General features: G+C 67.9%; 24 protein-coding genes, 1 tRNA gene and 1 pseudogene. 18 read left to right on the forward strand and 8 right to left on the reverse strand.

Going from position 1 to position 19,518, the window contains the following annotated elements:
- Window positions 1-65: 65 nt before the first annotated feature.
- Together C2R22_RS19515 and rnz are read left to right on the forward strand one after the other, a co-directional pair.
- Complete coding sequence (locus C2R22_RS19515; RefSeq protein ID WP_103427247.1) at window positions 66-962, forward strand: DUF6920 family protein; 897 nt, start codon at window positions 66-68, stop codon at window positions 960-962.
- 109 nt (window positions 963-1,071) lie between these two features.
- Window positions 1,072-1,997, forward strand: a pseudogene (gene rnz / locus C2R22_RS19520) (ribonuclease Z).
- Window positions 1,998-2,018: 21 nt separating this feature from the next.
- Here the strand turns inward: rnz and C2R22_RS19525 are convergent.
- Window positions 2,019-2,291 carry a winged helix-turn-helix transcriptional regulator gene (locus tag C2R22_RS19525; RefSeq protein ID WP_103427758.1) on the reverse strand — a complete coding sequence of 91 codons (273 nt, stop codon included), beginning with the start codon at window positions 2,289-2,291 and terminating at the stop codon, window positions 2,019-2,021.
- Window positions 2,292-2,459: 168 nt separating this feature from the next.
- On the opposite strand from C2R22_RS19525, the gene C2R22_RS19530 reads away from it, so the two are divergent.
- On the forward strand, window positions 2,460-4,439 hold the full coding sequence (locus C2R22_RS19530; RefSeq protein ID WP_103427248.1) for a DUF460 domain-containing protein: 1,980 nt from the start codon (window positions 2,460-2,462) through the stop codon (window positions 4,437-4,439).
- Window positions 4,440-4,493: 54 nt separating this feature from the next.
- On the opposite strand, the gene C2R22_RS19535 is transcribed toward C2R22_RS19530, so the two are convergent.
- Together C2R22_RS19535 and C2R22_RS19540 are read right to left on the reverse strand one after the other, a co-directional pair.
- Window positions 4,494-4,961: a hypothetical protein gene (locus tag C2R22_RS19535; protein WP_103427249.1), complete on the reverse strand. Its 468-nt coding sequence runs from the start codon at window positions 4,959-4,961 to the stop codon at window positions 4,494-4,496.
- Between the two features lie 98 nt (window positions 4,962-5,059).
- Window positions 5,060-5,362 (reverse strand): PLDc N-terminal domain-containing protein, encoded by a 303-nt coding sequence (locus tag C2R22_RS19540; RefSeq protein ID WP_103427250.1) that lies wholly within the window; start codon window positions 5,360-5,362, stop codon window positions 5,060-5,062.
- Between the two features lie 326 nt (window positions 5,363-5,688).
- On the opposite strand from C2R22_RS19540, the gene C2R22_RS27575 reads away from it, so the two are divergent.
- The 4 genes from C2R22_RS27575 to eif1A all read left to right on the forward strand — a co-directional run bounded on the left by C2R22_RS27575 (window position 5,689) and on the right by eif1A (window position 7,848).
- A complete protein-coding gene (locus C2R22_RS27575; RefSeq protein WP_245903044.1) occupies window positions 5,689-5,832 on the forward strand; it encodes a DUF1328 family protein in 144 nt (47 codons plus the stop codon).
- Between the two features lie 65 nt (window positions 5,833-5,897).
- Window positions 5,898-6,878 carry a tyrosine--tRNA ligase gene (locus C2R22_RS19550; RefSeq protein ID WP_103427252.1) on the forward strand — a complete coding sequence of 327 codons (981 nt, stop codon included), beginning with the start codon at window positions 5,898-5,900 and terminating at the stop codon, window positions 6,876-6,878.
- A gap of 104 nt (window positions 6,879-6,982) precedes the next feature.
- On the forward strand, window positions 6,983-7,396 hold the full coding sequence (locus tag C2R22_RS19555) for a hypothetical protein (protein ID WP_103427253.1): 414 nt from the start codon (window positions 6,983-6,985) through the stop codon (window positions 7,394-7,396).
- Window positions 7,397-7,557: 161 nt separating this feature from the next.
- Window positions 7,558-7,848: a translation initiation factor eIF-1A gene (gene eif1A / locus C2R22_RS19560; protein ID WP_103427254.1), complete on the forward strand. Its 291-nt coding sequence runs from the start codon at window positions 7,558-7,560 to the stop codon at window positions 7,846-7,848.
- An 88-nt stretch (window positions 7,849-7,936) separates the two neighbouring features.
- Here the strand turns inward: eif1A and C2R22_RS19565 are convergent, their stop codons facing one another.
- Together C2R22_RS19565 and C2R22_RS25295 are read right to left on the reverse strand one after the other, a co-directional pair.
- Window positions 7,937-8,164, reverse strand: a complete 228-nt coding sequence (locus tag C2R22_RS19565) for a hypothetical protein (RefSeq protein WP_103427255.1) — start codon at window positions 8,162-8,164, stop codon at window positions 7,937-7,939.
- Window positions 8,161-8,304: a hypothetical protein gene (locus C2R22_RS25295; protein WP_162562573.1), complete on the reverse strand. Its 144-nt coding sequence runs from the start codon at window positions 8,302-8,304 to the stop codon at window positions 8,161-8,163. Before C2R22_RS25295 ends, C2R22_RS19565 begins: the two co-directional genes overlap by 4 nt.
- Window positions 8,305-8,462: 158 nt before the next feature.
- Between C2R22_RS25295 and rio1 the strand changes: the two genes are divergently transcribed.
- The 6 genes from rio1 (at window position 8,463) to C2R22_RS19595 (ending at window position 15,496) form a co-directional block, all read left to right on the forward strand.
- Window positions 8,463-9,320: a serine/threonine-protein kinase Rio1 gene (gene rio1 / locus C2R22_RS19570; RefSeq protein ID WP_103427256.1), complete on the forward strand. Its 858-nt coding sequence runs from the start codon at window positions 8,463-8,465 to the stop codon at window positions 9,318-9,320.
- Window positions 9,321-9,402: 82 nt separating this feature from the next.
- Window positions 9,403-11,340: an ester cyclase gene (locus tag C2R22_RS19575; protein ID WP_103427257.1), complete on the forward strand. Its 1,938-nt coding sequence runs from the start codon at window positions 9,403-9,405 to the stop codon at window positions 11,338-11,340.
- Between the two features lie 63 nt (window positions 11,341-11,403).
- Window positions 11,404-11,940, forward strand: coding sequence for a KH domain-containing protein (locus tag C2R22_RS19580; RefSeq protein WP_103427258.1), 537 nt, complete (start codon window positions 11,404-11,406; stop codon window positions 11,938-11,940).
- A 97-nt stretch (window positions 11,941-12,037) separates the two neighbouring features.
- Window positions 12,038-12,784 carry an NAD(P)H-hydrate epimerase gene (locus tag C2R22_RS19585; RefSeq protein WP_216824759.1) on the forward strand — a complete coding sequence of 249 codons (747 nt, stop codon included), beginning with the start codon at window positions 12,038-12,040 and terminating at the stop codon, window positions 12,782-12,784.
- 162 nt (window positions 12,785-12,946) lie between these two features.
- Window positions 12,947-14,602, forward strand: a complete 1,656-nt coding sequence (gene thsA, locus C2R22_RS19590) for a thermosome subunit alpha (RefSeq protein ID WP_103427259.1) — start codon at window positions 12,947-12,949, stop codon at window positions 14,600-14,602.
- A gap of 321 nt (window positions 14,603-14,923) precedes the next feature.
- Entirely contained in the window at window positions 14,924-15,496 is a 573-nt protein-coding gene (locus C2R22_RS19595) for an FxLYD domain-containing protein (RefSeq protein ID WP_103427260.1), read from the forward strand.
- Between the two features lie 65 nt (window positions 15,497-15,561).
- Here the strand turns inward: C2R22_RS19595 and C2R22_RS19600 are convergent.
- A tRNA-Arg gene (locus C2R22_RS19600) sits at window positions 15,562-15,666 on the reverse strand.
- Between the two features lie 325 nt (window positions 15,667-15,991).
- Window positions 15,992-16,372 carry a YccF domain-containing protein gene (locus C2R22_RS19605; RefSeq protein WP_103427261.1) on the reverse strand — a complete coding sequence of 127 codons (381 nt, stop codon included), beginning with the start codon at window positions 16,370-16,372 and terminating at the stop codon, window positions 15,992-15,994.
- Window positions 16,373-16,551: 179 nt separating this feature from the next.
- On the opposite strand from C2R22_RS19605, the gene C2R22_RS19610 reads away from it, so the two are divergent.
- Window positions 16,552-17,121: an AAA family ATPase gene (locus C2R22_RS19610; RefSeq protein ID WP_103427262.1), complete on the forward strand. Its 570-nt coding sequence runs from the start codon at window positions 16,552-16,554 to the stop codon at window positions 17,119-17,121.
- Window positions 17,118-17,537 carry an RNA-binding domain-containing protein gene (locus C2R22_RS19615; protein WP_103427263.1) on the forward strand — a complete coding sequence of 140 codons (420 nt, stop codon included), beginning with the start codon at window positions 17,118-17,120 and terminating at the stop codon, window positions 17,535-17,537. The genes C2R22_RS19610 and C2R22_RS19615 overlap by 4 nt, the downstream gene beginning before the upstream one ends.
- 48 nt (window positions 17,538-17,585) lie before the next feature.
- On the opposite strand, the gene C2R22_RS19620 is transcribed toward C2R22_RS19615, so the two are convergent.
- Entirely contained in the window at window positions 17,586-18,101 is a 516-nt protein-coding gene (locus C2R22_RS19620) for a gamma carbonic anhydrase family protein (protein ID WP_103427264.1), read from the reverse strand.
- A 72-nt stretch (window positions 18,102-18,173) separates the two neighbouring features.
- On the opposite strand from C2R22_RS19620, the gene C2R22_RS19625 reads away from it, so the two are divergent.
- From C2R22_RS19625 to C2R22_RS19635, 3 genes are all read left to right on the forward strand, one after another.
- A complete protein-coding gene (locus tag C2R22_RS19625; RefSeq protein ID WP_103427265.1) occupies window positions 18,174-18,494 on the forward strand; it encodes a tRNA-binding protein in 321 nt (106 codons plus the stop codon).
- A gap of 131 nt (window positions 18,495-18,625) precedes the next feature.
- Window positions 18,626-19,162: an amino acid-binding protein gene (locus tag C2R22_RS19630; protein ID WP_103427266.1), complete on the forward strand. Its 537-nt coding sequence runs from the start codon at window positions 18,626-18,628 to the stop codon at window positions 19,160-19,162.
- A 38-nt stretch (window positions 19,163-19,200) separates the two neighbouring features.
- Window positions 19,201-19,503, forward strand: a complete 303-nt coding sequence (locus C2R22_RS19635; RefSeq protein WP_103427267.1) for a hypothetical protein — start codon at window positions 19,201-19,203, stop codon at window positions 19,501-19,503.
- Window positions 19,504-19,518: the final 15 nt, after the last annotated feature.

A 19,518-nucleotide genomic window follows, 5' to 3' on the forward strand; every position in this document is an offset into this window, starting at 1 on the left:
AAAAGTATTGAGGGGGAGATGGCGGTCGGTGGGGTTGATGTCCCCCGGGAGAGAGCGTCCACGACATGAAGACAGCCGACCGCGTGTCCGCTCGCGTCTCGCTGGTGCTCGTGACGCTCGCCACGGCGCTGGCGCTCGTCGCACTGGGAAGGCGGCGGGAGGCGCGAGCGACGGAAGGGCTCGTCGACCGACTGCTCGCGGGGAGTGCGGAGGCGGCAGAGCGAGGCCGGGACAGGGAGGACCGTACCGCCCTCCCCGACCCGGTTCGTCGGTACTTCGACACGGCGCTGCCCGAGGGGTCCCGAACGATGGACGGTGTGTGCGTCGAACAGGCGGGACGGCTCCGTGTCGGCGGCCCCGACAGTTCGTGGAAGCCGTTCACCGCGACCCACCGGGCGACCGTCCGCCGACCGGGGTTCGTCTGGGACGCGACGGTCTCGGTCCTCCCGCTGACCCCGGTCCGGGTCCGCGACGCGTTCGTCGGCGGCGAGGGGTCCTCGCGCGTCACGCTGTTCGGCGCACTCCCCCTCGGCGGTGCGACGGGGAGCCGCGAACTCGACGAGGCCGCGCTCCAGCGATACCTCGCGGAGGCCGTCTGGTATCCGGCGGCGCTCCTCCCGGAGCACGGCGTGTCGTGGGAGGGAGTCGACGACCGGACCGCCCGGGCGACGCTCGTGTACGAGGAGACGACGGCGTCGTTGACGTTTCACTTCTCCGAAGAGGCGGACCCGGCGCAAGGGGAAGAGGGAGGGGAGACGGTGGTCGAACGCGTCCACGCGGACCGGCGGTACCGGGCCGTCGAAGGCGGGTTCGAGCCGACGCCGTGGACGGGGCTGTGGCGCGACTACGAGAACCGAGACGGCGTTCTGGTTCCCACGACCGGCGAGGTGGTGTGGCACCTCCCCGAGGGCGACCTCCACGCGTGGCGCGGGCGGGTGACGAGCGTCGACTTCGAGCGGTAGACCCGACACCGAGCGAGGGACGCGCGGCCACGAGCGACGCTCCCCGGACGAGGGGGCGACGAGTCCGATTCGACAGCCGTTTACCGCGGCCGCGACGAACGGAGGACGAATGTCGATGCGCGTGACCTTCCTCGGGACCAGCGGGGCCGTACCGACGACCGAGCGGGCCCCCTCCGCGATCCTGTGCAACCGAGAGGGCGAGCGCTACCTCTTCGACTGCGGCGAGGGAACCCAGCGGCAGATGATGCGTTTCGGCACCGGCTTTTCGGTTTCGCACCTGTTCGTCACGCACCTCCACGGCGACCACGTCCTCGGGATTCCGGGGCTGGTGCAGACGTGGGACTTCAACGACCGGGAGGAGCCGCTGGCCATCCACACGCCGCCGGGGTCACGCGAACACATCGAGTCGCTGCTCCACGCGGGCGGCCACCAGCCCGGCTTCCCGGTCCGGGTGAACGAGGTCGCTCCGGGAGCGGTCGCGCTCGACGGCGAGGAGTTCGAGGTTCGCGCCTTCAGAACCGAACACCGGACGCGCTCGGTGGGCTGGGCGCTGGTCGAAGACGACCGCCGGGGGCGGTTCGACCGCGAGCGCGCCGAGGAACTGGGGGTACCCGTCGGCCCGAAGTTCGGCGAACTCCACCGGGGGAATCGGTCGAACTCGACGACGGCCGCGTCGTCGAACCGGACCAGGTCGTCGGCGACCCGCGTCCCGGCCGGAAACTGGTGTACACGGGCGACACGCGACCCGTGCAGGCGACGGAAGCGGTCGCCACAGAGGCCGACCTCCTCGTCCACGAGGCGACGTTCGCGAGCGACGAGGCCGACCGCGCGCGCTCGACTGGACACACGACGGCCCGGGAGGCCGGCGAACTCGCGCAGCGCGCGGGGGTGAAGCGACTCGCGCTGACGCACATCTCCTCGCGCTACGCGGGCGACGCCTCCGAAATCGCGACCGAGGCCGCACGCGCGTTCGACGGCGAGTCGGTGGTCGCCCACGACGGCCTCGAAATCGAGATTCCCTACCCCGACGGGTGAGGGTCGGGCCGACGACGGGTCTCAGCTGTTGCGGTCGACCCACGAGAGCAGCGAGCGGGTCCGCCGCGCGAGACTGCGGCCGTCGCGAGTGAGTTCGTACTCGACGCGCGGCGGCACCTCGTCGTACTTCTCGCGGGAGAGGACGCCGACCTCGACGAGGTCGCTCAGGCGGGTCGACAGCGTCGAGGTGCTCGCGTCGGGCAAGTGCGATTCGAGTTCCGAGAAGCGGACGGTGCCGTGGGCGTCGACGACACAGACCAGTTGCATCGTGTACCGGCTCGAGAGGACGTCCATCAGGTCGGTGTCCGGGCAGACACAGCGGCTTCGTGAACACGTCGTCATCTGATTCGTCTTCGACTTCGAATTAGACACTATAGAAACTTCGGTTGGGGAAGTCAGCATCCGGACGGACGGGACTCGCTTCGGCGTGGAGTATATATTCGCACCGTCCCTACCGCGAGTGTGAACGACCGGACGAGCGCGCTCGACTCGCTCGTGTTCGGCGTCGACGTCCAGAGCGGCGACGTGCGCGGCGACTCGCCGTCGTACGCCGTCGTCGCCTTCGACGGCGAGCGAGTCGACCGCGATGTCGTGTCGCACCGCAAGCTCCGGCGGCTCATCGAGCGCGAAACCCCCTCGCTCGTCGCCACCGACAACATGTACGAGCTCGCGGCCGACAAGGACGACCTGGTGCGGTTCCTGCGAGCGCTCCCCGCCGAGACGAAGCTCGTGCAGGTGACCGGCGCGGAGCGGCCCGAACCCCTCTCGCGGGTGGCGTCGAGACACGGCGTCCCCTACGGGAAGAAGCCGATGAAGGAGGCCGAGGCCGCCGCCAGACTCGCGGCCGCGAACGTCGGCTACGAGGTGTCGGCATTCGAGAACACCACGACAGTAAAAGTCTCGCGGGGGCGCTCCACCGGAAAGGGCGGGTGGAGCGCCGACCGCTACACGCGGCGCATCCACGGGTCGGTCAGGCGGACGGCGCGACAGGTCGAGTCGAAGCTGAAGGAGGCCGGGCTGACCTACGAGCGCGACATCACCGAGAAGTACGGCGGCTACTCCCGCGCCGTCTTCACCGTGGAGGCCCCGCCGGCGGACATCCCCGTCTCCTCTAGACGGTCGGGCGACACCCGGGTCGAAGTCGAACGACAGCGGCGCGACGGCATCGAGTTCGAGCCGCTCGTGAAGCGACGCGACCACGTCATCGTCGGCATCGACCCGGGGACGACGACGGCCGCCGCCGTCGTGGGGCTGGATGGAAGCGTCCTCGACGTCTTTTCGACTCGAACCGAAGACACCGCGGGCGTCATCGAGTGGCTCATCGAGCGCGGACGACCGCTACTGGTGGCGGCGGACGTGACGCCGATGCCCGAGACGGTCGAGAAGTTCCGCCGGAGCTTCGACGCCGCCGGGTGGACGCCCCCGAAGGACCTCCCGGTCGACGAGAAGCTCCACCGAACCCGGGACGTCGAGTACGACAACGACCACGAGCGGGACGCGATGGCGGCGGCGCTGTTCGCGTTCGACGACCACACCGACCAGTTCGAGCGCATCTCGCGGAAGGTCCCGCCCGACGTCGAGCGCGGCGTCGTCATCTCGCGGGTGCTCGGCAACGAGGAGAGCGTCGAGAGCGTCCTCCGGGACCTCACGGAGGAGGAGTCCGAGGACGAAGAGACCCACGAGCACGAGGAGCGCGAACTCACCGAGGAGGAGAAGGAACTGCGGCGGCTTCGCGACCGGGCCGCGAGGCTGGAGTCGCAGGTCGACGACCTGGAGGCGACGGTCGAGGAGAAAGAGGAGACCATCGAGGAGTACCGCGAGGAGCTGTCGGAGGCGAGACGGGAAGAGAGACGGAAGGCGCGCGAACGCCAGGAGGTCTCCCGACTCGAACGCGAGAAGGGCCGGCTCGAACGCGAACTCTCCACGGAGCGCGAACGATCGGAGGAACTCGACCGGAAGCTCGAACGGCTGAAGGCGCTGTGGAAGCTCGACCACTCGAACTTCGCGGACGTCAACACCGAGAAGAACCTGGTCCCCGTGAAGGTCGTCGAGCAGTTCACCCGCGACGCCATCGACCGGACGGTCGAGGCGTACGGCATCGCTGCGGGCGACGTGGTCTACCTCCGGGACGCCTCCGGCGCGGGGCGGTCGACCGCGGAGCAACTCGCCGACCTCGAACCGAGGGTCGTCATCCGCCGCGGCGGGCTCTCGGAGATCGCCGATCAGGTGCTGTTCGACCACGAGGTTCCGGTCGCGCCCGCCGATGACGTGACCGTTCAGGAGGTCGACGAACTCGCCGTCGCCCGCGAGTCGGAGGTCGAAGCGGCCATCGGAGCGTGGGAGGAGCGCGCCGAAGAACGACGCAAGGAGCGGAAGGAGAGCATGGTCGACCAGATCATCTCCGAGCACAGAGCCGAGTCGCGCGCGGAGAGCCGGGAGTAGCGAGGGAAGTCGTCAAAAACCGTCGGTCGGAACCGCTCTGTCGGTCGGAGCCGCTCAGAACAGCATCCGAAGGGCGAACTCGCGCGCCTTCGGACCGATGAGCGGGTTGTTGATGATGTCGTCGGCGTTGGGGTCGTCCGGGGAGACGAGCCCCGCGTTTCCGGCGGCGGTGCCGATGGAGACGCCGCTCGCGACCATGTCCGAGACGCCGCGCTGGACGTCTGCGAGGCCCGCTTCCGCGATGCTGTCGAGGTAGTCGTCACGGATTTCGAACAGTTCGCCGATGCGGACGTCGGCGCGTGCGCCGAGGAGGCAGATGGGGTCGTCCGGGTGTTCGCGGCAGTGTTTCTCCCACTCGGCCTCCCCGCCGGGTGCCGGCTGGAAGACGCCCTCGACGACCGCGGCGGTCAGTCTCCCGCTCCGGTCGAGGAATCCGCGCTCTCCGAGCTGTGCGAGGTACTTCCCTCGAACGCCGAAGTACCGTCCGAGCGCGTCACCACTCTCCTGAGTTCTGGTAGCCATCACGGGTCACCACACGAATAACGTCACGAACAATAATGAAATATGCTGCCTCCGGCGCAGAAGATGCGGCCTCGCGGACAGTCGGACGGGGTGACACGCTACCCTTCCGACGCCGATTCGCGGCGGGCACGGACGAGGAGCACGTACACCAGTGCGCCGACGACCGGGACGAGGAAGGTGACGGCGGTCCACGCCACCGCGTTCCCGTTCCCGGCGCTTCGCGCGTCGAGGTACACCCATCCCGGGAGCGCGACGTGAGCGACGAGGAAGTAGAGCATGAAGCCGAGGAGGGGTGCGAGGAGCGACACGTCGCCGACGGAAACCCACATCGCGACGAGCGGGACGCTGACGAAGACGAAGAAGCCGACGAACAGGGCGAGGGGGGAGCGGAGCGAAGCCATCGTCTCGTGTGGGACGGAAGGACGCGACGCAAATCAGCCTTTAGTATCCCGTGTGGTCAGCGGGACGCCGGAACGGGAGGGTCGGCAGACAGTCGTCACGAAACGATATTCAACGCCTGTACTAGCCGATTGGGAGGGGCTAGCAGGAACCGCTATGATTCCTGGCGGTGTAGTGTCGGGGGAATCACATGCCCTCCGACACCACTGTCACGCTCGTATCGCGACCGACCGCGAGAAGCGACCGGCCGGAACCGACTCGCGCGTGGTCCGGGGTCGTCCCCCTCTCGCTCCCCGTACTCGTCCCCCTCCAGTTCAGCGGCGGGTTCTTGCAGTACGCGATACTCTTCTTCGTCCTGGCGGTCGTGGCCGCGCTCGTCGGCCTCCGTGGCGTCGCCGGGATATCGATAGAGATCGCGCGCATCCTGGTGCTCGTCTTCCTCGTCCTGGCCGTCATCTCGCTGGTGCTGTGACGGCGTGAACGCACCCATCAGCGCGTTCCAGAAGTCATAACCCGACGCCACGACTCGGACCGTTCATGGACGCCTACGAACGGATCACCCGGAACACGTCCGAGGTGGTCACCGCCGAGGAGGTACGTGCGCTGAGCGAGTCACCCGAGGGAAAGCGGGCGTACGTCGGCTACGAGCCCTCCGGCGTCCTCCACATCGGCCACATGCTGACGGCGAACAAGCTCATCGACCTCCAGGAGACGGGCTTCGAGGTCGTCATCCTCCTGGCCGACGTCCACGCGTACCTCAACGACAAGGGGACGTTCGAGGAGATTCGCGCCACGGCGGAGAAGATGAAACAGCAGTTCATCGCGTACGGGCTCGACGACTCGAAGACCCAGTTCGTCCTCGGCTCCGAGTACCAACTCGACGAGGAGTACGTCCTCGACCTCCACGCGCTGGAACTGGAGACGACGGTCGCGCGGGCCCAGCGGGCGATGGCCGAGATTCAGCGGGGCGAGCACGCGAAGGTGTCGCAGATGGTCTACCCGCTGATGCAGGCGCTCGACATCGAGTACCTCGACCTCGACCTCGCGGTCGGGGGACTGGACCAGCGGAAGGTCCACATGCTCGCCCGCGAGGAACTCCCCTCGGTGGGGTACGGGTCGCGGCCGGCGCTGCACACGCCCATCCTCGCGGACCTCACGACCGGGGTCGGCAAGATGTCCTCCTCGGAGGGCGTGACCATCTCGATGGAGGACTCCACCGAGGACCTCGAAGAGAAGGTCAACAGCGCGTACTGCCCGCCGACGGCCGACCCAGAACCGGACGACGCCGGCAACGAGCGGGAGAACCCCGTCCTGCAGATTTTCCAGTACCACGTCTTCCCGCGGTTCGAGGAGGTACGGGTCGAACGCCCCGAGAAGTACGGCGGCGACCTCGAGTACGCGGGCTACGCGGCGCTGGAGGCGGACCTCGAATCGGGCGAACTCCACCCCGCGGACGCGAAGGGGGCGCTGGCGACGTATCTCGACGAACTCGTCGCGCCCGGCCGCGAGTTGCTCTGACCGGTGGGGGCGACCCGGTCACCGAGACGGTGAGGGAGACGACTGGTGGAGGACGGCGGTCGAATCTTTATTGCGCGTGCGCGTCTGCCACTGACACCGACCGAATGAACCGACGCTCGGCCCTCGCCCTCCTCGGCGTCGTGGGTGTCGGTGGGGCACTCGGATACACGCGGTTCCGCGCCGCCGGAGAGGGTCGCGTCTTCTGGAAGCAGATGGCCGTCGACGCCCGCGGAGAGCCTGGGTCGCTGGTCGTCCTGACCGTCTCGCGTGCGGCCGACGGGTCGGTGACGCGGACGGTTCACCCCGACTACCGGGACGCCTTCGACGGTGGAACGCGCGTCCCGCCGGAACTCCACCGCTCACTCCGGCGCGAGTTCGGCGCCGACGAGCCCTACTACGTCGTGCGGTACGAGGCGGACGACTGCAACGGCCTCCCGGGCGACGAGGGCGGCGACGCCGTCGAGGTGTCGCGGACCGAGTTCAATCGCCTCCAGGTGGGCGACTGCGTGCGACGGTAGCCCGTCGAATCGGTCGCCGCCCGAAGCGGCGGAGCGTGCTGGCGGTCCCGGCGACGTTCGCCGTCGAGGGAGCGAAAACACGGAAGTCCCGACAGCGCGGCAGAGGGCGCCACTGGCGGACGAACGGCGGGTTTAAACCGGATGCTCACCAACCCCGAAATATGGCGAAAGACGGAGACGAGACGCGACGCGACCTCCGGATGCCCGACGACGACGAGGTGTTCGCCGTCGTGACGGAGATGCTCGGGGCCAACCGCGTGAAGGTCCGTTGCGCCGACGGCGTCGAGCGCACCGCTCGCATCCCGGGCCGGATGCAGAAGCGTATCTGGATCCGCGAGGACGACGTCGTGCTCGTCGAGCCGTGGGACTGGCAGGACGAGAAGGCCGACATCTCCTGGCGCTACGAGAAGTCGGAAGCCGACCAGTTGCGCGAAGAAGGCCACATCCAGTAACGGCGGCTGTTTTTCGGAGGCTGTTCGACCGCCGTGAGCGGCGCGAAACGCGACAGGAAGCGGTCCGGAGAACGAACGTCGCGAACCGTCACTCGCCGATGCCGGGCAACGGACGGAGCACGCCGTACCAGAGCCGACAGACCATCCGTGCGAGACTGCTCCCGAGCGAGCGGTTCAGCCAGACGGCTCGCCCGTGCGGGAGCCTGGTGTGATCGATCCAGAGCCAGCAGGCCACGAGGAGGGCGCCTCGCCGCCGGTTTGTTCGGATCGCACACCAGTCTCGGTCGTACAGGTAGATGTAGACGGTCTGAATCACGGCGCCCGTGAGGAACCACCGCGTCTCGAACGGAATCGGGCGTCCTCGTCGGTCGCACGACGCAACTGGGACAGTTTGAACGGGAAGGCGAGGAACTCGGCGAGGAAGACGAGGCGTGCCCGCGTGCGTCGGTCGAACATATCACTTCGTTCTCTGTACGAAACGAAAAGCGTACGCCTCGGCCGGTTGAGACCCGTCCACGAGTGAAACCGAACGGTCAGCGGCGTAACAGACGCGCGCGGAACGGCTGCCAACCGATACCCACCCTTTTCACGCTCCTCCTCGTACCCCCTGACAGATGACAGAGGAGTTCGGCCTGATCGAACCCGAGGAGGGCGAGGGGGAGGGTTTCGGCGACGAGTGGGAGGAGATCGACGTCTCCGACACCGAGGCCGACCGTATCGCCCGCAAACGGGATCGCGAGTTCAACGAGTTTCGAAAACGGTTGAAGGACGCCGACCAGTTCAAGGTCGAGCAGTCGGTGTTCGACGACGCCACCTTCGCCGCCATCTACAAACTCGTCCAGGACGGCCACGTCGAGGCGTTCGGCGGGCCGATCTCCACCGGCAAGGAGGCGAACGTCTACGAGGCGCTCGGGGAAGACGGCGACATCGCGGTGAAGATCTACCGCATCAACGCCTCCGACTTCCAGCACATGCGCGACTACCTCGACGGCGACCCGCGCTTCGAGGGCATCGGGAACGACAAGTCGAAGATCGTCCTCGCGTGGACGCGCAAGGAGTTCGCCAACCTCGAACGCGCCCGAAGCGCGGGCGTACGGGTCCCGAAGCCCATCGCCGTCGAGCGGAACGTCCTCGTGATGGAACTCGTCGGACTCGTCGAAGAGCGCGCGCGCCGCCTCGCGGAGGTGAACGTGGAGAACCCCCAGACCGCGTACGAAGTGGTGAGAGAGTACATGCGACGACTCTACAACGCGGGGCTGGTCCACGGCGACCTCTCGGAGTACAACCTCATCATCCACGACGGAGAGCTAGTGGTCATCGACCTCGGCCAGGCCGTGACGGTCCACCACCGCAACGCCGACGAGTTCCTCAGACGCGACTGTCGAAACGTGGCGAACTTCTTCACCCGACAGGGGCTGGAGACGAGCCCCGACGACCTCTACGAGTACGTGACAGGCGGAGAGTCCGCGTAACGTCGACGCCTTCTTCCAGCCGGCGAGACTGTCCGACGGGGCGTAGATAGGGCTATGCGCCCGCGAACGGATTCATTCAGGGATGAGTGAAGAGCGTCGGAGGCGGGTCGCCGTCGCCTGCCAGGGGGGAGGGGGCCACACCGCGTTCACCGCAGGTGTGCTCGACCGGCTACTGGCCGAACCGAACCCGGCGTACGAGATTGTCGCGCTGACGGGGACGTCCGGTGGGGGGATCTGTGCGTTTCTCGCGTGGTACGGCCTGGTGAGCGAACCGGACGAGGCGGCGGGTCGGGAGCGGGCGCGGACCCTGCTCGCGCAGGTGTGGGACGACATCGCGGCGACGAACCCGGTGGTCGCCGCGACCAACCGACTGGGGGTGTGGTGGACGCACGCACGCGACAGCGGCGTCGCGCTGCCGACCGCGGGACCCTACGACTCGGGGGTGTCGACGTGGACCGAGTGGTACCTCCGACGGGCGCTCGAACGGGCGGTCCCGCCCGAGGAGTTGGCGCGCGTCGTCGCGACGCTGCCCGAGGGGGCGCCGACGCTCCACCTCGGTGCGGTCGACGTCAGGCGGGGAACGTTCCGGACGTTCACCGAGCGGGACGTGACGGTCGACGCGGTGCTGGCGTCGACGGCGATTCCGACGCTGTTCAGGGCGGTGACCGTCGCGGACGACGGACGGGAGCGACAGTACTGGGACGGGCTGTTCTCGCAGAACCCGCCCGTCCGGGACCTCCTGGCCGGCGTCCCGACGGACCGAAAGCCCGAGGAGATCTGGCTGGTCCGCATCAACCCCCAGCGCCGCGAGGACGTCCCGACCACGCTCGACGCCATCAGCGACCGTCGGAACGAACTCGGCGGGAACCTCTCGGTCAACCAGGAGTTGGCGTTCATCAGACGGGTCAACGAGTGGGTCGCGTCGGGCGCGCTCTCGGAGCCCTACCGGCAGGTCGCCGTCCGGTGCGTCGGACTCGACGAGGACCGTCTCGACACCACGCTGACGCCGGCCTCGAAGCTCGACTGCCGGCCGTCGTTCATCGACGACCTGCAACGCGAGGGGCGGCGGGCGGCGACCGACTTCCTCGACGCGGAGCGGAACCGACGGCTCGTTCGTGGCACCGTCGACGCGCTGTGGAACACCGAGAGTCCCGCCGCGAGCGTCTATCTCGCCGACGACTTCGAACTCCACGCGCCCGACTCCGGGGAAGGGACGGGGCCGGCAGCCTACGAGGCGTACGTCGGGCGAATCAGGGACGCCTTCGAGGGGTTCGAACTCCACGTCGAGGCCGACGTGGCCGAGGGCGACCGGGTGGCGCTGATGTGGGTCGCACGCGGCCGGCACGTCGGCCGGCTCTTCGGCGTCGACCCTTCGAACGAGGTCGTCTCGCTCCGTGGCGTCGAGACCGCCCGGGTCGTCGAGAGCGAGGGAGGACCGGTCGTCGCCGAGGCGTGGCTCTCCGTCGACGACACCGGGCTGGTGTCGGTGCGCGATGTGACCGACGACCCCCCGGTGCCGGAGACGATGGCGACGCCGGTCGTCGCGGACATGGGAGGAACGGCGGAGGCGCGGGAACTCGCCGTCGCCCACGCGGAGCGGCTCTGGGGCGACCACCGTCGCCCGTCCGAGGTCGCACGGGAACTCGTCGACCGCTCGCACGTCTTCCGCAGGGCGCTCGACGACGTCGAGGGGCGTGACGCGTACGCCGCGTTCGTCCAGTCCTATCGGGACGCCTTCCCCGACCTCCGGGTGAGCGTCCGGGACGTGGTCGCGGAGGGGGACCGCGTCGTCGTCCGCGCGGCGATGACGGGGACGCACCGGAACCCGTTCGCGGGCGTCGAACCGAGCGGCCGACGGGTCGAGGCCCGCTGGACGTTCGTCCACGAGGTTGCCGAGGGACGCATCACGGCGACGGGGATGGTAGACGACCACCGGTGGCTCCGCGACCAGTTGTCGGTCCGGCCGCTCTCCGTGTGGGAGCGAGACGGGACGGAAGCGGTCGAGCGCTCCGACGGGTGAGGTCGAATGACGCGGGCAGTCCACGAAGGAACGCTTAAACCGCTCCGTCGGATATTTCGGCACATGCAGCACGTGAAGGTGCCGCAGGACCGCATCGGAGTTCTCATCGGTGAGGGAGGCGAGACAATGCGCGAGATCGAGCGTCGCGCGGAGGTCCGCCTCGACATCGACTCCGAGAGCGGCAGCGTCGCCGTCGACTCCGTCGGCGACCCCGTCTCGGGGATGGTGGCACCCGACATCGTCCGCGCCGTCGGCAGAGGGTTCAAGCCCGACGCGGCGCTGTCGCTCCTCGACGACGACCTGCGGATGTTCGAACTCATCGACCTCGCGGAGTACACCAGGAACAAGAACGACCTCCAACGCCAGAAGGGCCGGCTCATCGGCGAGAACGGGCGGACGAGAGAGCTGATGGAGGAACTCACCGGCGCCGAGGTGGTCATCTACGGCTCCACCCTCGGCGTCATCGGTCAGCCCGAGGAGGTCGAGGCCGTCCGCCGGGCGACGAAGATGATCCTCGACGGCGCGCCCCACGGCGCCGTCTACTCGTTCCTCGAACGGAAACACAACGAACTCACGCGCGGGTTCGACGTCAAGTCCTGAGGCACAGCGCGACACGGCGCTCCATGTTCGACTCGCCGCGCGCGGTGAGCCCGTCTCTGCCTGCACCGGACGCGACACCGAACGGTGAGGAATCACGATGACAGACGAGACGGACCGACAGCCACGGTTTTCCACGGACGACGGACAGCCGGTGCCGGCCGTGACCGCCGACGAGATGCGGGAGATCGACCGAATCGCCGTCGGGGACGTGGGTCCCGAACTCCTGCAGATGATGGAGAACGCCGGCCGGACACTCGCCGGACTCGCCCGGTCGCTCACCGACGAGACGGTGGTCGTCCTCGCGGGCGATGGGGGCAACGGCGGCGGCGGACTCTGCGCGGCGCGGCATCTCTCGAACCACGGGTGGGACGTCCGGGTGGTGCTCGACCGGCCGAGCGACGAACTGACGGGCGCGGCGGCGACGCAGTATCACGTTCTGAAGGGGACGGACGCGACCCTCGGAGCGACGGGCGTCGAGAGCACGGGTCTCAGCGAGGCCGGCCTCGTCGTCGACGCCGTCATCGGCTACGGGCTCAGTGGGGCGCCGCGGGGACGGGGACGGGACCTCGTCGAGACGGCGAACCGCGCGCCGTCGTCCGTGCTCTCGCTCGACGTCCCCTCTGGCGTCGACGCGACGACGGGCGAGACGCCGGGGGTTGCGGTCGCGGCCGACGTCGTGCTGACGCTCGCGCTCCCGAAGACGGGGCTCGTCGGGGCGAGGGGCGACCTGTGGCTCGCCGACATCGGCATCCCCCGCGAAGTGTACCGTCGTGCCGGCGTCGAGTACGACCAGCCCTTCTCGGGCGAGACACGGGTCCGCCTGCACGCGAATCCACCCGGATGAGACGTGAAATATGTATAAAAAGGAGCGAATCGTGCTAGCAGTTCACGTGATACACCCCGTCCCCGTGTGGCGGTTTGACCGCAGCGCTAGCGAAGCTTTTATATAGAATCACAAACAATCCGCTGGTGTACTATGAGTCAGCGTATGCAGCAGGGACAGCCGATGATCATTCTCGGCGAAGACTCCCAGCGCACACAGGGGAAGGACGCGCAGTCGATGAACATCACGGCCGGGAAGGCCGTGGCCGAGTCCGTACGCACGACGCTCGGTCCGAAAGGGATGGACAAGATGCTCGTCGACTCCTCGGGCGGGGTCGTCGTCACGAACGACGGCGTCACCATCCTCAAAGAGATGGACATCGACCACCCCGCGGCGAACATGATCGTCGAGGTCTCCGAAACGCAGGAGGACGAGGTCGGCGACGGCACGACCACCGCAGTGGTCATCGCGGGTGAACTCCTCGACCAGGCCGAGGAGCTCATCGACCAGGACGTCCACGCCACCACCATCGCGCAGGGCTTCCGACAGGCCGCCGAGAAGGCCAAAGAGGTCCTCGAAGACAACGCCATCGACGTCTCCGCCGAGGACCGCGAGACGCTCGTGAAGATCGCCTCGACGGCGATGACGGGCAAGGGCGCCGAGTCGGCGAAGGACCTCCTCGCCGAACTCGTCGTCGACGCCGTGCTCGCCGTCCAGGACGAGGACAGCATCGACACGGACAACGTCAGCGTCGAGAAGGTCGTCGGTGGCTCCATCGACAACTCGGAGCTCATCGAGGGCGTCGTCGTCGACAAGGAGCGCGTCGACGAGAACATGCCCTACATGGTCGAGGACGCCAACGTCGCGGTCATCGACGGTGCCCTCGAAGTCCGCGAGACGGAGATCGACGCCGAGGTCAACGTCACGGACCCCGACCAGCTTCAGCAGTTCCTCGACCGCGAGGAGAAGGAGCTGAAGGAGATGGTCGACAAACTCGTCGACAAGGACGTCGACGTCGTGTTCGTCGGTGACGGCATCGACGACATGGCCCAGCACTACCTCGCGAAGGCCGGCATCATCGCCGCCCGCCGCGTGAAAGATTCCGACCTCAAGCGCATCGCCCGTTCGACGGGCGGCAAGGTCGTCGGCAGCGTCGACGACCTCGACGAGGGCGACATCGGCTTCGCCGGCTCCGTCGCCCAGAAGGACATCGGCGGCGACGAGCGCCTCTTCGTCGAGGACGTCGAGGACGCCAAGAGCGTCACGCTGGTCCTCCGCGGCGGCACCGAGCACGTCGTCGACGAAGTCGAGCGCGCCGTCGAGGACGCGCTCGGCGTCGTCCGCACCACGCTCGAAGACGGGAAGGTGCTGCCCGGCGGCGGCGCCCCCGAGACGGAGCTCTCCCTGCAGCTTCGTGACTTCGCCGGCTCCGTCGGTGGGCGCGAGCAGCTCGCCATCGAGGCGTTCGCCGACGCGCTCGACGTCGTCCCGCGCACGCTCGCCGAGAACGCCGGGCTCGACCCCATCGACTCGCTCGTGGACCTGCGCCAGAAGCACGATTCGGGCCAGTTCGCGGCCGGCCTCGACGCCTACTCCGGCGAGGTCATCGACATGGAGGAAGAGGGCGTCGTCGAGCCGCTCCGCGTGAAGACGCAGGCCATCGAGAGCGCCACCGAGGCCGCGGTCATGATCCTCCGCATCGACGACGTCATCGCTGCGGGCGACCTCAAGGGCGGCGGCAGCGACGACGGCGACGACGAGGACATGCCGCCGGGCGGCGGCATGGGCGGTATGGGCGGCGGCATGGGCGGCATGGGCGGTATGGGCGGCGCGATGTAAGCGAGGTTCCGTAGAAACCTCGTTTCCGAGCGGGGAGCGAGCGAGGCTGACCGAAGGGAAGCCTCGAAGCGAACGGGGAGTCCCACTCCCCGTGAGCGTACGCGACCCGCGAGGTGTGAAGTCCAGTCTAGGAATTCACACCGCTCCACCGCCAGACCGACTGCACTGCACCGCCTCCCGACCGACACCGACCTTCTCCGTTTTTTCGACGCTGAGCGACGGCCATGCGAACCAACCGGGTCGTCGGACCGAGGACCGAGCGCGTTGCAAATGCATGCACAGGGGAGAACACGACCGGCCACCAAGCCGTAGGTACGAACCATGGAATCGAGCAGACGACGGCTGTTGAAGCTGACCGGCGCGACGGCGCTCGGACTGGGTGTCGCAGGCTGTACCGGAGAGTCGAACGACACCGGGTCGGCCGGGTCGGCGGGAGGTGACTCGGGGACGGACGCGATTGACACGACGGGGACGGCGACGGCGAACGACGCGATTACGGAGAGCGAAGCCCCCGAGACCGCCGAACCGACCGGGACCGACACGGCGACGGACGCGGGGACCGCAACCGGGACGAGCGCCGGCGTCGAGGGGACGGTCACCGACGAGTCCGAGGACGCCCTGCAGATCGTCGAACACGAGTACTACCAGGAAGGCGACGTCGAAGGCGTCAGGGGGACGGTCGAGAACGTCAGCGAACGCGCGTTCACGTACGTCGAGGTCCACCTGGCCCCGAAGAACGAGAGAGAGGAGACGCTCGACCGCTTCCAGGTCGACAGCCAGGAAGCCATCGACAGTCTCGGACCGGACGAGACGTGGGAGTTCGACGTCGAAATCGACAGCGAGTTCGAGTTCACCCGGTACGACATCTGGGTGACCGGCAGGACGAGCGAGTAGGCGAGTCGAAGCGAGCGAGACGGAGTTCACGGTCCGTAGCGAACACGGGGGGACTCCCGCAGAAGCGAGCACGATGGGATTTGAACCCACGACCATCGGATGTCTTCCCCCGACGGAACACCGACGGGGATAGAAGTCCGACGCTCTAATCCAGGCTGAGCTACGTGCCCTCGTCCGATAGAAAACGACGGCGATACAAAAGGGATACTGATTTGGCTCGGTTTGCGGTGGCGCGACGGTCGCGGTTCCGGCCGCGACCCGTACGCGAGGTCTCCGCGAGTGAAACGAGTGGAGGCTTGAAGCGACGGAGTCGCTTCAGTGGATGAGCGACGAACGAGCAGAGCGAGTGAGGAAGCGAATCGGCTGGGGAGACCCGTGGCTTCACCGCCCTGGCGACTCCGAGTCGTCTCTCGCCGATGTGTCGCTCCCCCTCGGAACCACACACGAACTCACTCGTTAGACGAGTTGGATGAAGTCCGGTCACACCGACATCGATTACCCGTCGAACCGATAGAGCGACGTCACGTACGGGAGCCGATTGAACATCCACACCGCCACCGGCAGTCCGACGATGGTCACCGCGAGGAACGCAGCGACGTTGGCCCAGAGCCACGAGAGCCACCAGCCCACCACGATGAAGTACACCGCCCGGACGAGGAGCGAGCGCTGCCCGCTGCCGGAAGTATCGGGGTCGGTGACCGACCGCGGTTCGCGGAGTGTGAGCACCGTGGGGACGAGGTTGATGAGTTTGATGCCGAGCGGGAGCAAAACGACAGTCGCGTTGAGCAGCCACGCGATGTTCACGACGGCGGGCGTCGCCCACCATCCGACGAAGACGAACCACAGCGCGCGGACGAGGAGGGACCGTTGGGACATACCCGGAGGTACGCGGCCAGTCGATAAAAACAACGCTCGACGCGACCGGTGCGTGCCGCCCGGGCGTGAGAGGCGGGTGGTTCAGAGGAGAAAGACGGAGACTCCGGGGCGAAAGCGACCCACCGGAGCGGCGGCGACGACCCGACGGAGTGAAATGACGTGGGTGAATACGGGGCCACATGAGAGTCATCGGGACCGTCGGCCTCCCCGGCAGTGGGAAAGGCGAGGCTGCGGCCGTCGCGGAGCGGGCGGGCATCCCCGTGGTGACCATGGGTGACGTCGTCCGCGCCGAGACCGAAACGCGGGGGCTGCCGCCCGAGGAACACGGGACCGTCGCCCGCGCGCTCCGCGAGGAGAACGGCCCCGCGGCCATCGCCGAGCGGTCGCTCCCGATGGTCCGAGAGTACCTCGAAACGAACGAGGCGGTCGTCGTCGACGGCCTCCGATCCGGAATCGAGGTGGACGCGTTCGAGGAGGCGTTCGGCGACGACTTCACGCTCGTGAGCGTCGAAGCGCCGTTCGAGGTGCGCGCCGAGCGACTGGCAGAACGCGGCCGCGACCTGACCGACCAGGACCGCGACGCGCTGCTCGAACGCGAGCAGCGCGAACTCGAGTTCGGGATGGACGAGGCGATGGAGCGCGCCGACGTCGTCATCAACAACACCGACTCGCTGGAGGCCTTTCGGGAGAGAGTCCGACGCGTCCTCGACGTGCCGGCCCCCGAGACCGAGACGGAGGGGAGCCGATGACCGACGTGTACAGCATCGACGCCCGAATCGTCGCCCCGGTCCGGGACACGGAGATCAAAGACCGCGTCGCCGACGCCGTCGCGAACCTCTTCCCGAACGCCGACGTCACGCACGAACCCGGCCAGGTCGTCGCCGAGACGCACTCGCTGGAACGGTTCTCCGAGCGCCTCCACGAACAGGAGATTCTCGACTCGGCGCGGCGGGAGTTCTTCCGACGCGCCGACGACGAGGGCTTTTCGTTCGCGCTGAAGAAGCAGGCCGCGTTCAAGGGCGTCGTCAACTTCTCGGTGGGGAACCCCGACGAACTCGGCGACATCGAGGTGCAGGTGACGGTGCGGTCGCCCTCCGTGGAGGCGTACATCGACTCCATCGCCCCGCCGACGGAGGACGGCAAACCGGTCCGTCCCGACCGCTGAACTACCCGAGAGCAGAAGCGGCCGCCCGTCGTCCCGCGTCTCGGTCGCTCACTCGAACAGGTCCGTGTGTCGGTTCGCGAGGTCGGAGTAGTCGCCCGAGGAGTACGCCTCGAACGCTTCTTCGACGTCGAACGTCGTCTCCGAGAGCGGCGTCACCGTCGCGGGCGCGCCGCGCGCGAACGACTCCGCGGGGACGTCGAGTCCTTCGGGGATGACGGTCCCGACGGCGACGATGCTCCCCTCGCCGATGCGGGTGTCCGAGACGGTGGAGTTGAAGCCGACCATCGACCCGTCGCCGACGGTCGTCTCGTTCAACACGGCGCCGTGGCCGACCATCACGCGGTCACCGAGTCGGGCGGCGTGGAGGACGGCGTTATCGCCGACGTGCGACTGGCCGCCGACGATGACCGGTCCGATGTCCCCGCGAAGAACGACCCCGGGCCAGATGCTCGAATCGGGCCCGATGCGGACGTCGCCGACGAGCGTCGCGTCCTGAGCGACGTTCGCCGAGTCGGCGATGGTCGGCGTCTTCCCCTCGAACTCGTAGCGTCGGCTGTCTGTCATGGTGAGTGTGTGCGTGGGGCACGGTTGAGTATCTTACTCCGGATTTATGCGGCGGGGGTGGGAGGAGAGGACATGACCAGTCCGTTCGACGCCACCATCGTCGTCGGCGAAGTCCTGTCGGCGGAGCCGTTCCCCGAGGCGCGCAAGCCCGAACTGTTCAAACTCGAAGTCGACTTGGGGGCGCGAACGGTCCAGTCGGCCGCCCAGCTCGGCTACCACCACACGGTCGAGGAGGTCGTGGGCCGGCAGGTGCTCTGTGCGGTCGACCTCGGCGTCGTCAACATCGCCGGCTTCGAGTCGGAGGCGCTGACCGTCGGGGTCCCCGGCGACGACGGCAAGCCCGTGCTGGTGACGCCCGACGAGTCGGTTCCGCTCGGCGGGGAACTGTACTGACCGACCGAAAGGGTCGTCCGACCGTCCGGCGCTCGTCGCGCTGGGTCGCTCGCTGGGGCCGAAACCGGCCGAACTGAGCGGTGAGTGACCAAACCAGTACCTACTCAAGCGTAGGACGAAATCACCGGACAATGAGTCAAAACACCGAACGAGCACACGCACACACGATCCGGCTGGAGCTGGTCGACGAACCGGGTGAACTGCTGCGCGCACTCGAACCCGTCGCGGACAACGGGGGGAACCTGCTGTCGATCTTCCACGAGCGGGGAAGCGTCACGCCGCGCGGTCACATTCCCGTCGAGATCGACGTGGAAGCGACACCGGAACGGTTCGACGACATCGTGACTGGCCTCCGTGAGGCCGGCATCAACGTCGTGCAGGCGGGCGCGGAACGGTACAGCGAATCCATCACGGTCATCGTCTCCGGACATCTGGTGGATACGGGGCTCTCTGACACGCTGACACGAATCCGCGAGGAGTCCAACACCTCGATAACGGAACTGTCGCTGTCCGCTCCGGAGGGGACACGGGACGTCTCCAGCGCCCGGCTGAAGGTGTCGACCGCCATGGGCGAGGTCGAGAGGACGATGGAGGTCATCCGCGACATCGCCGACGACAAGGACCTGCGACTGATCGAACCGCACGACGTCGCCGGTGCGGACGGATGAAACTCGCAGTCGTCTGAGCCGGAGCGGTCGGTTCGACGGTGGCAGCGTTCGCCGAGTCGTACGGTCGCACCGTCACGGCGCCCGCCGACTCGAACAGTGCGGTCGTGGACGAGAGAGGAGTGGACGTTTCGGGTGCACTCGCGCGGAAACGAGAGTCGGGGGACCTCGGCGACGACACGGAGGCTGCGCTGTACGCGGGGGACGACTGCCTCGTCGAGACGACCCCGACGACGCTGGACGATGCGGAGCCGTCGTTCAGCCACGTCGTGACGGCACTCGATGGGGGCCGTCACGTGGTTCTCGGCAACGAGGGGCCGTCGCACAGCGGTGTCGGGAACTAGACGCGCTCGACGAGG

Source organism: Salinigranum rubrum (assembly GCF_002906575.1).
Lineage (GTDB): Archaea > Halobacteriota > Halobacteria > Halobacteriales > Haloferacaceae > Salinigranum > Salinigranum rubrum.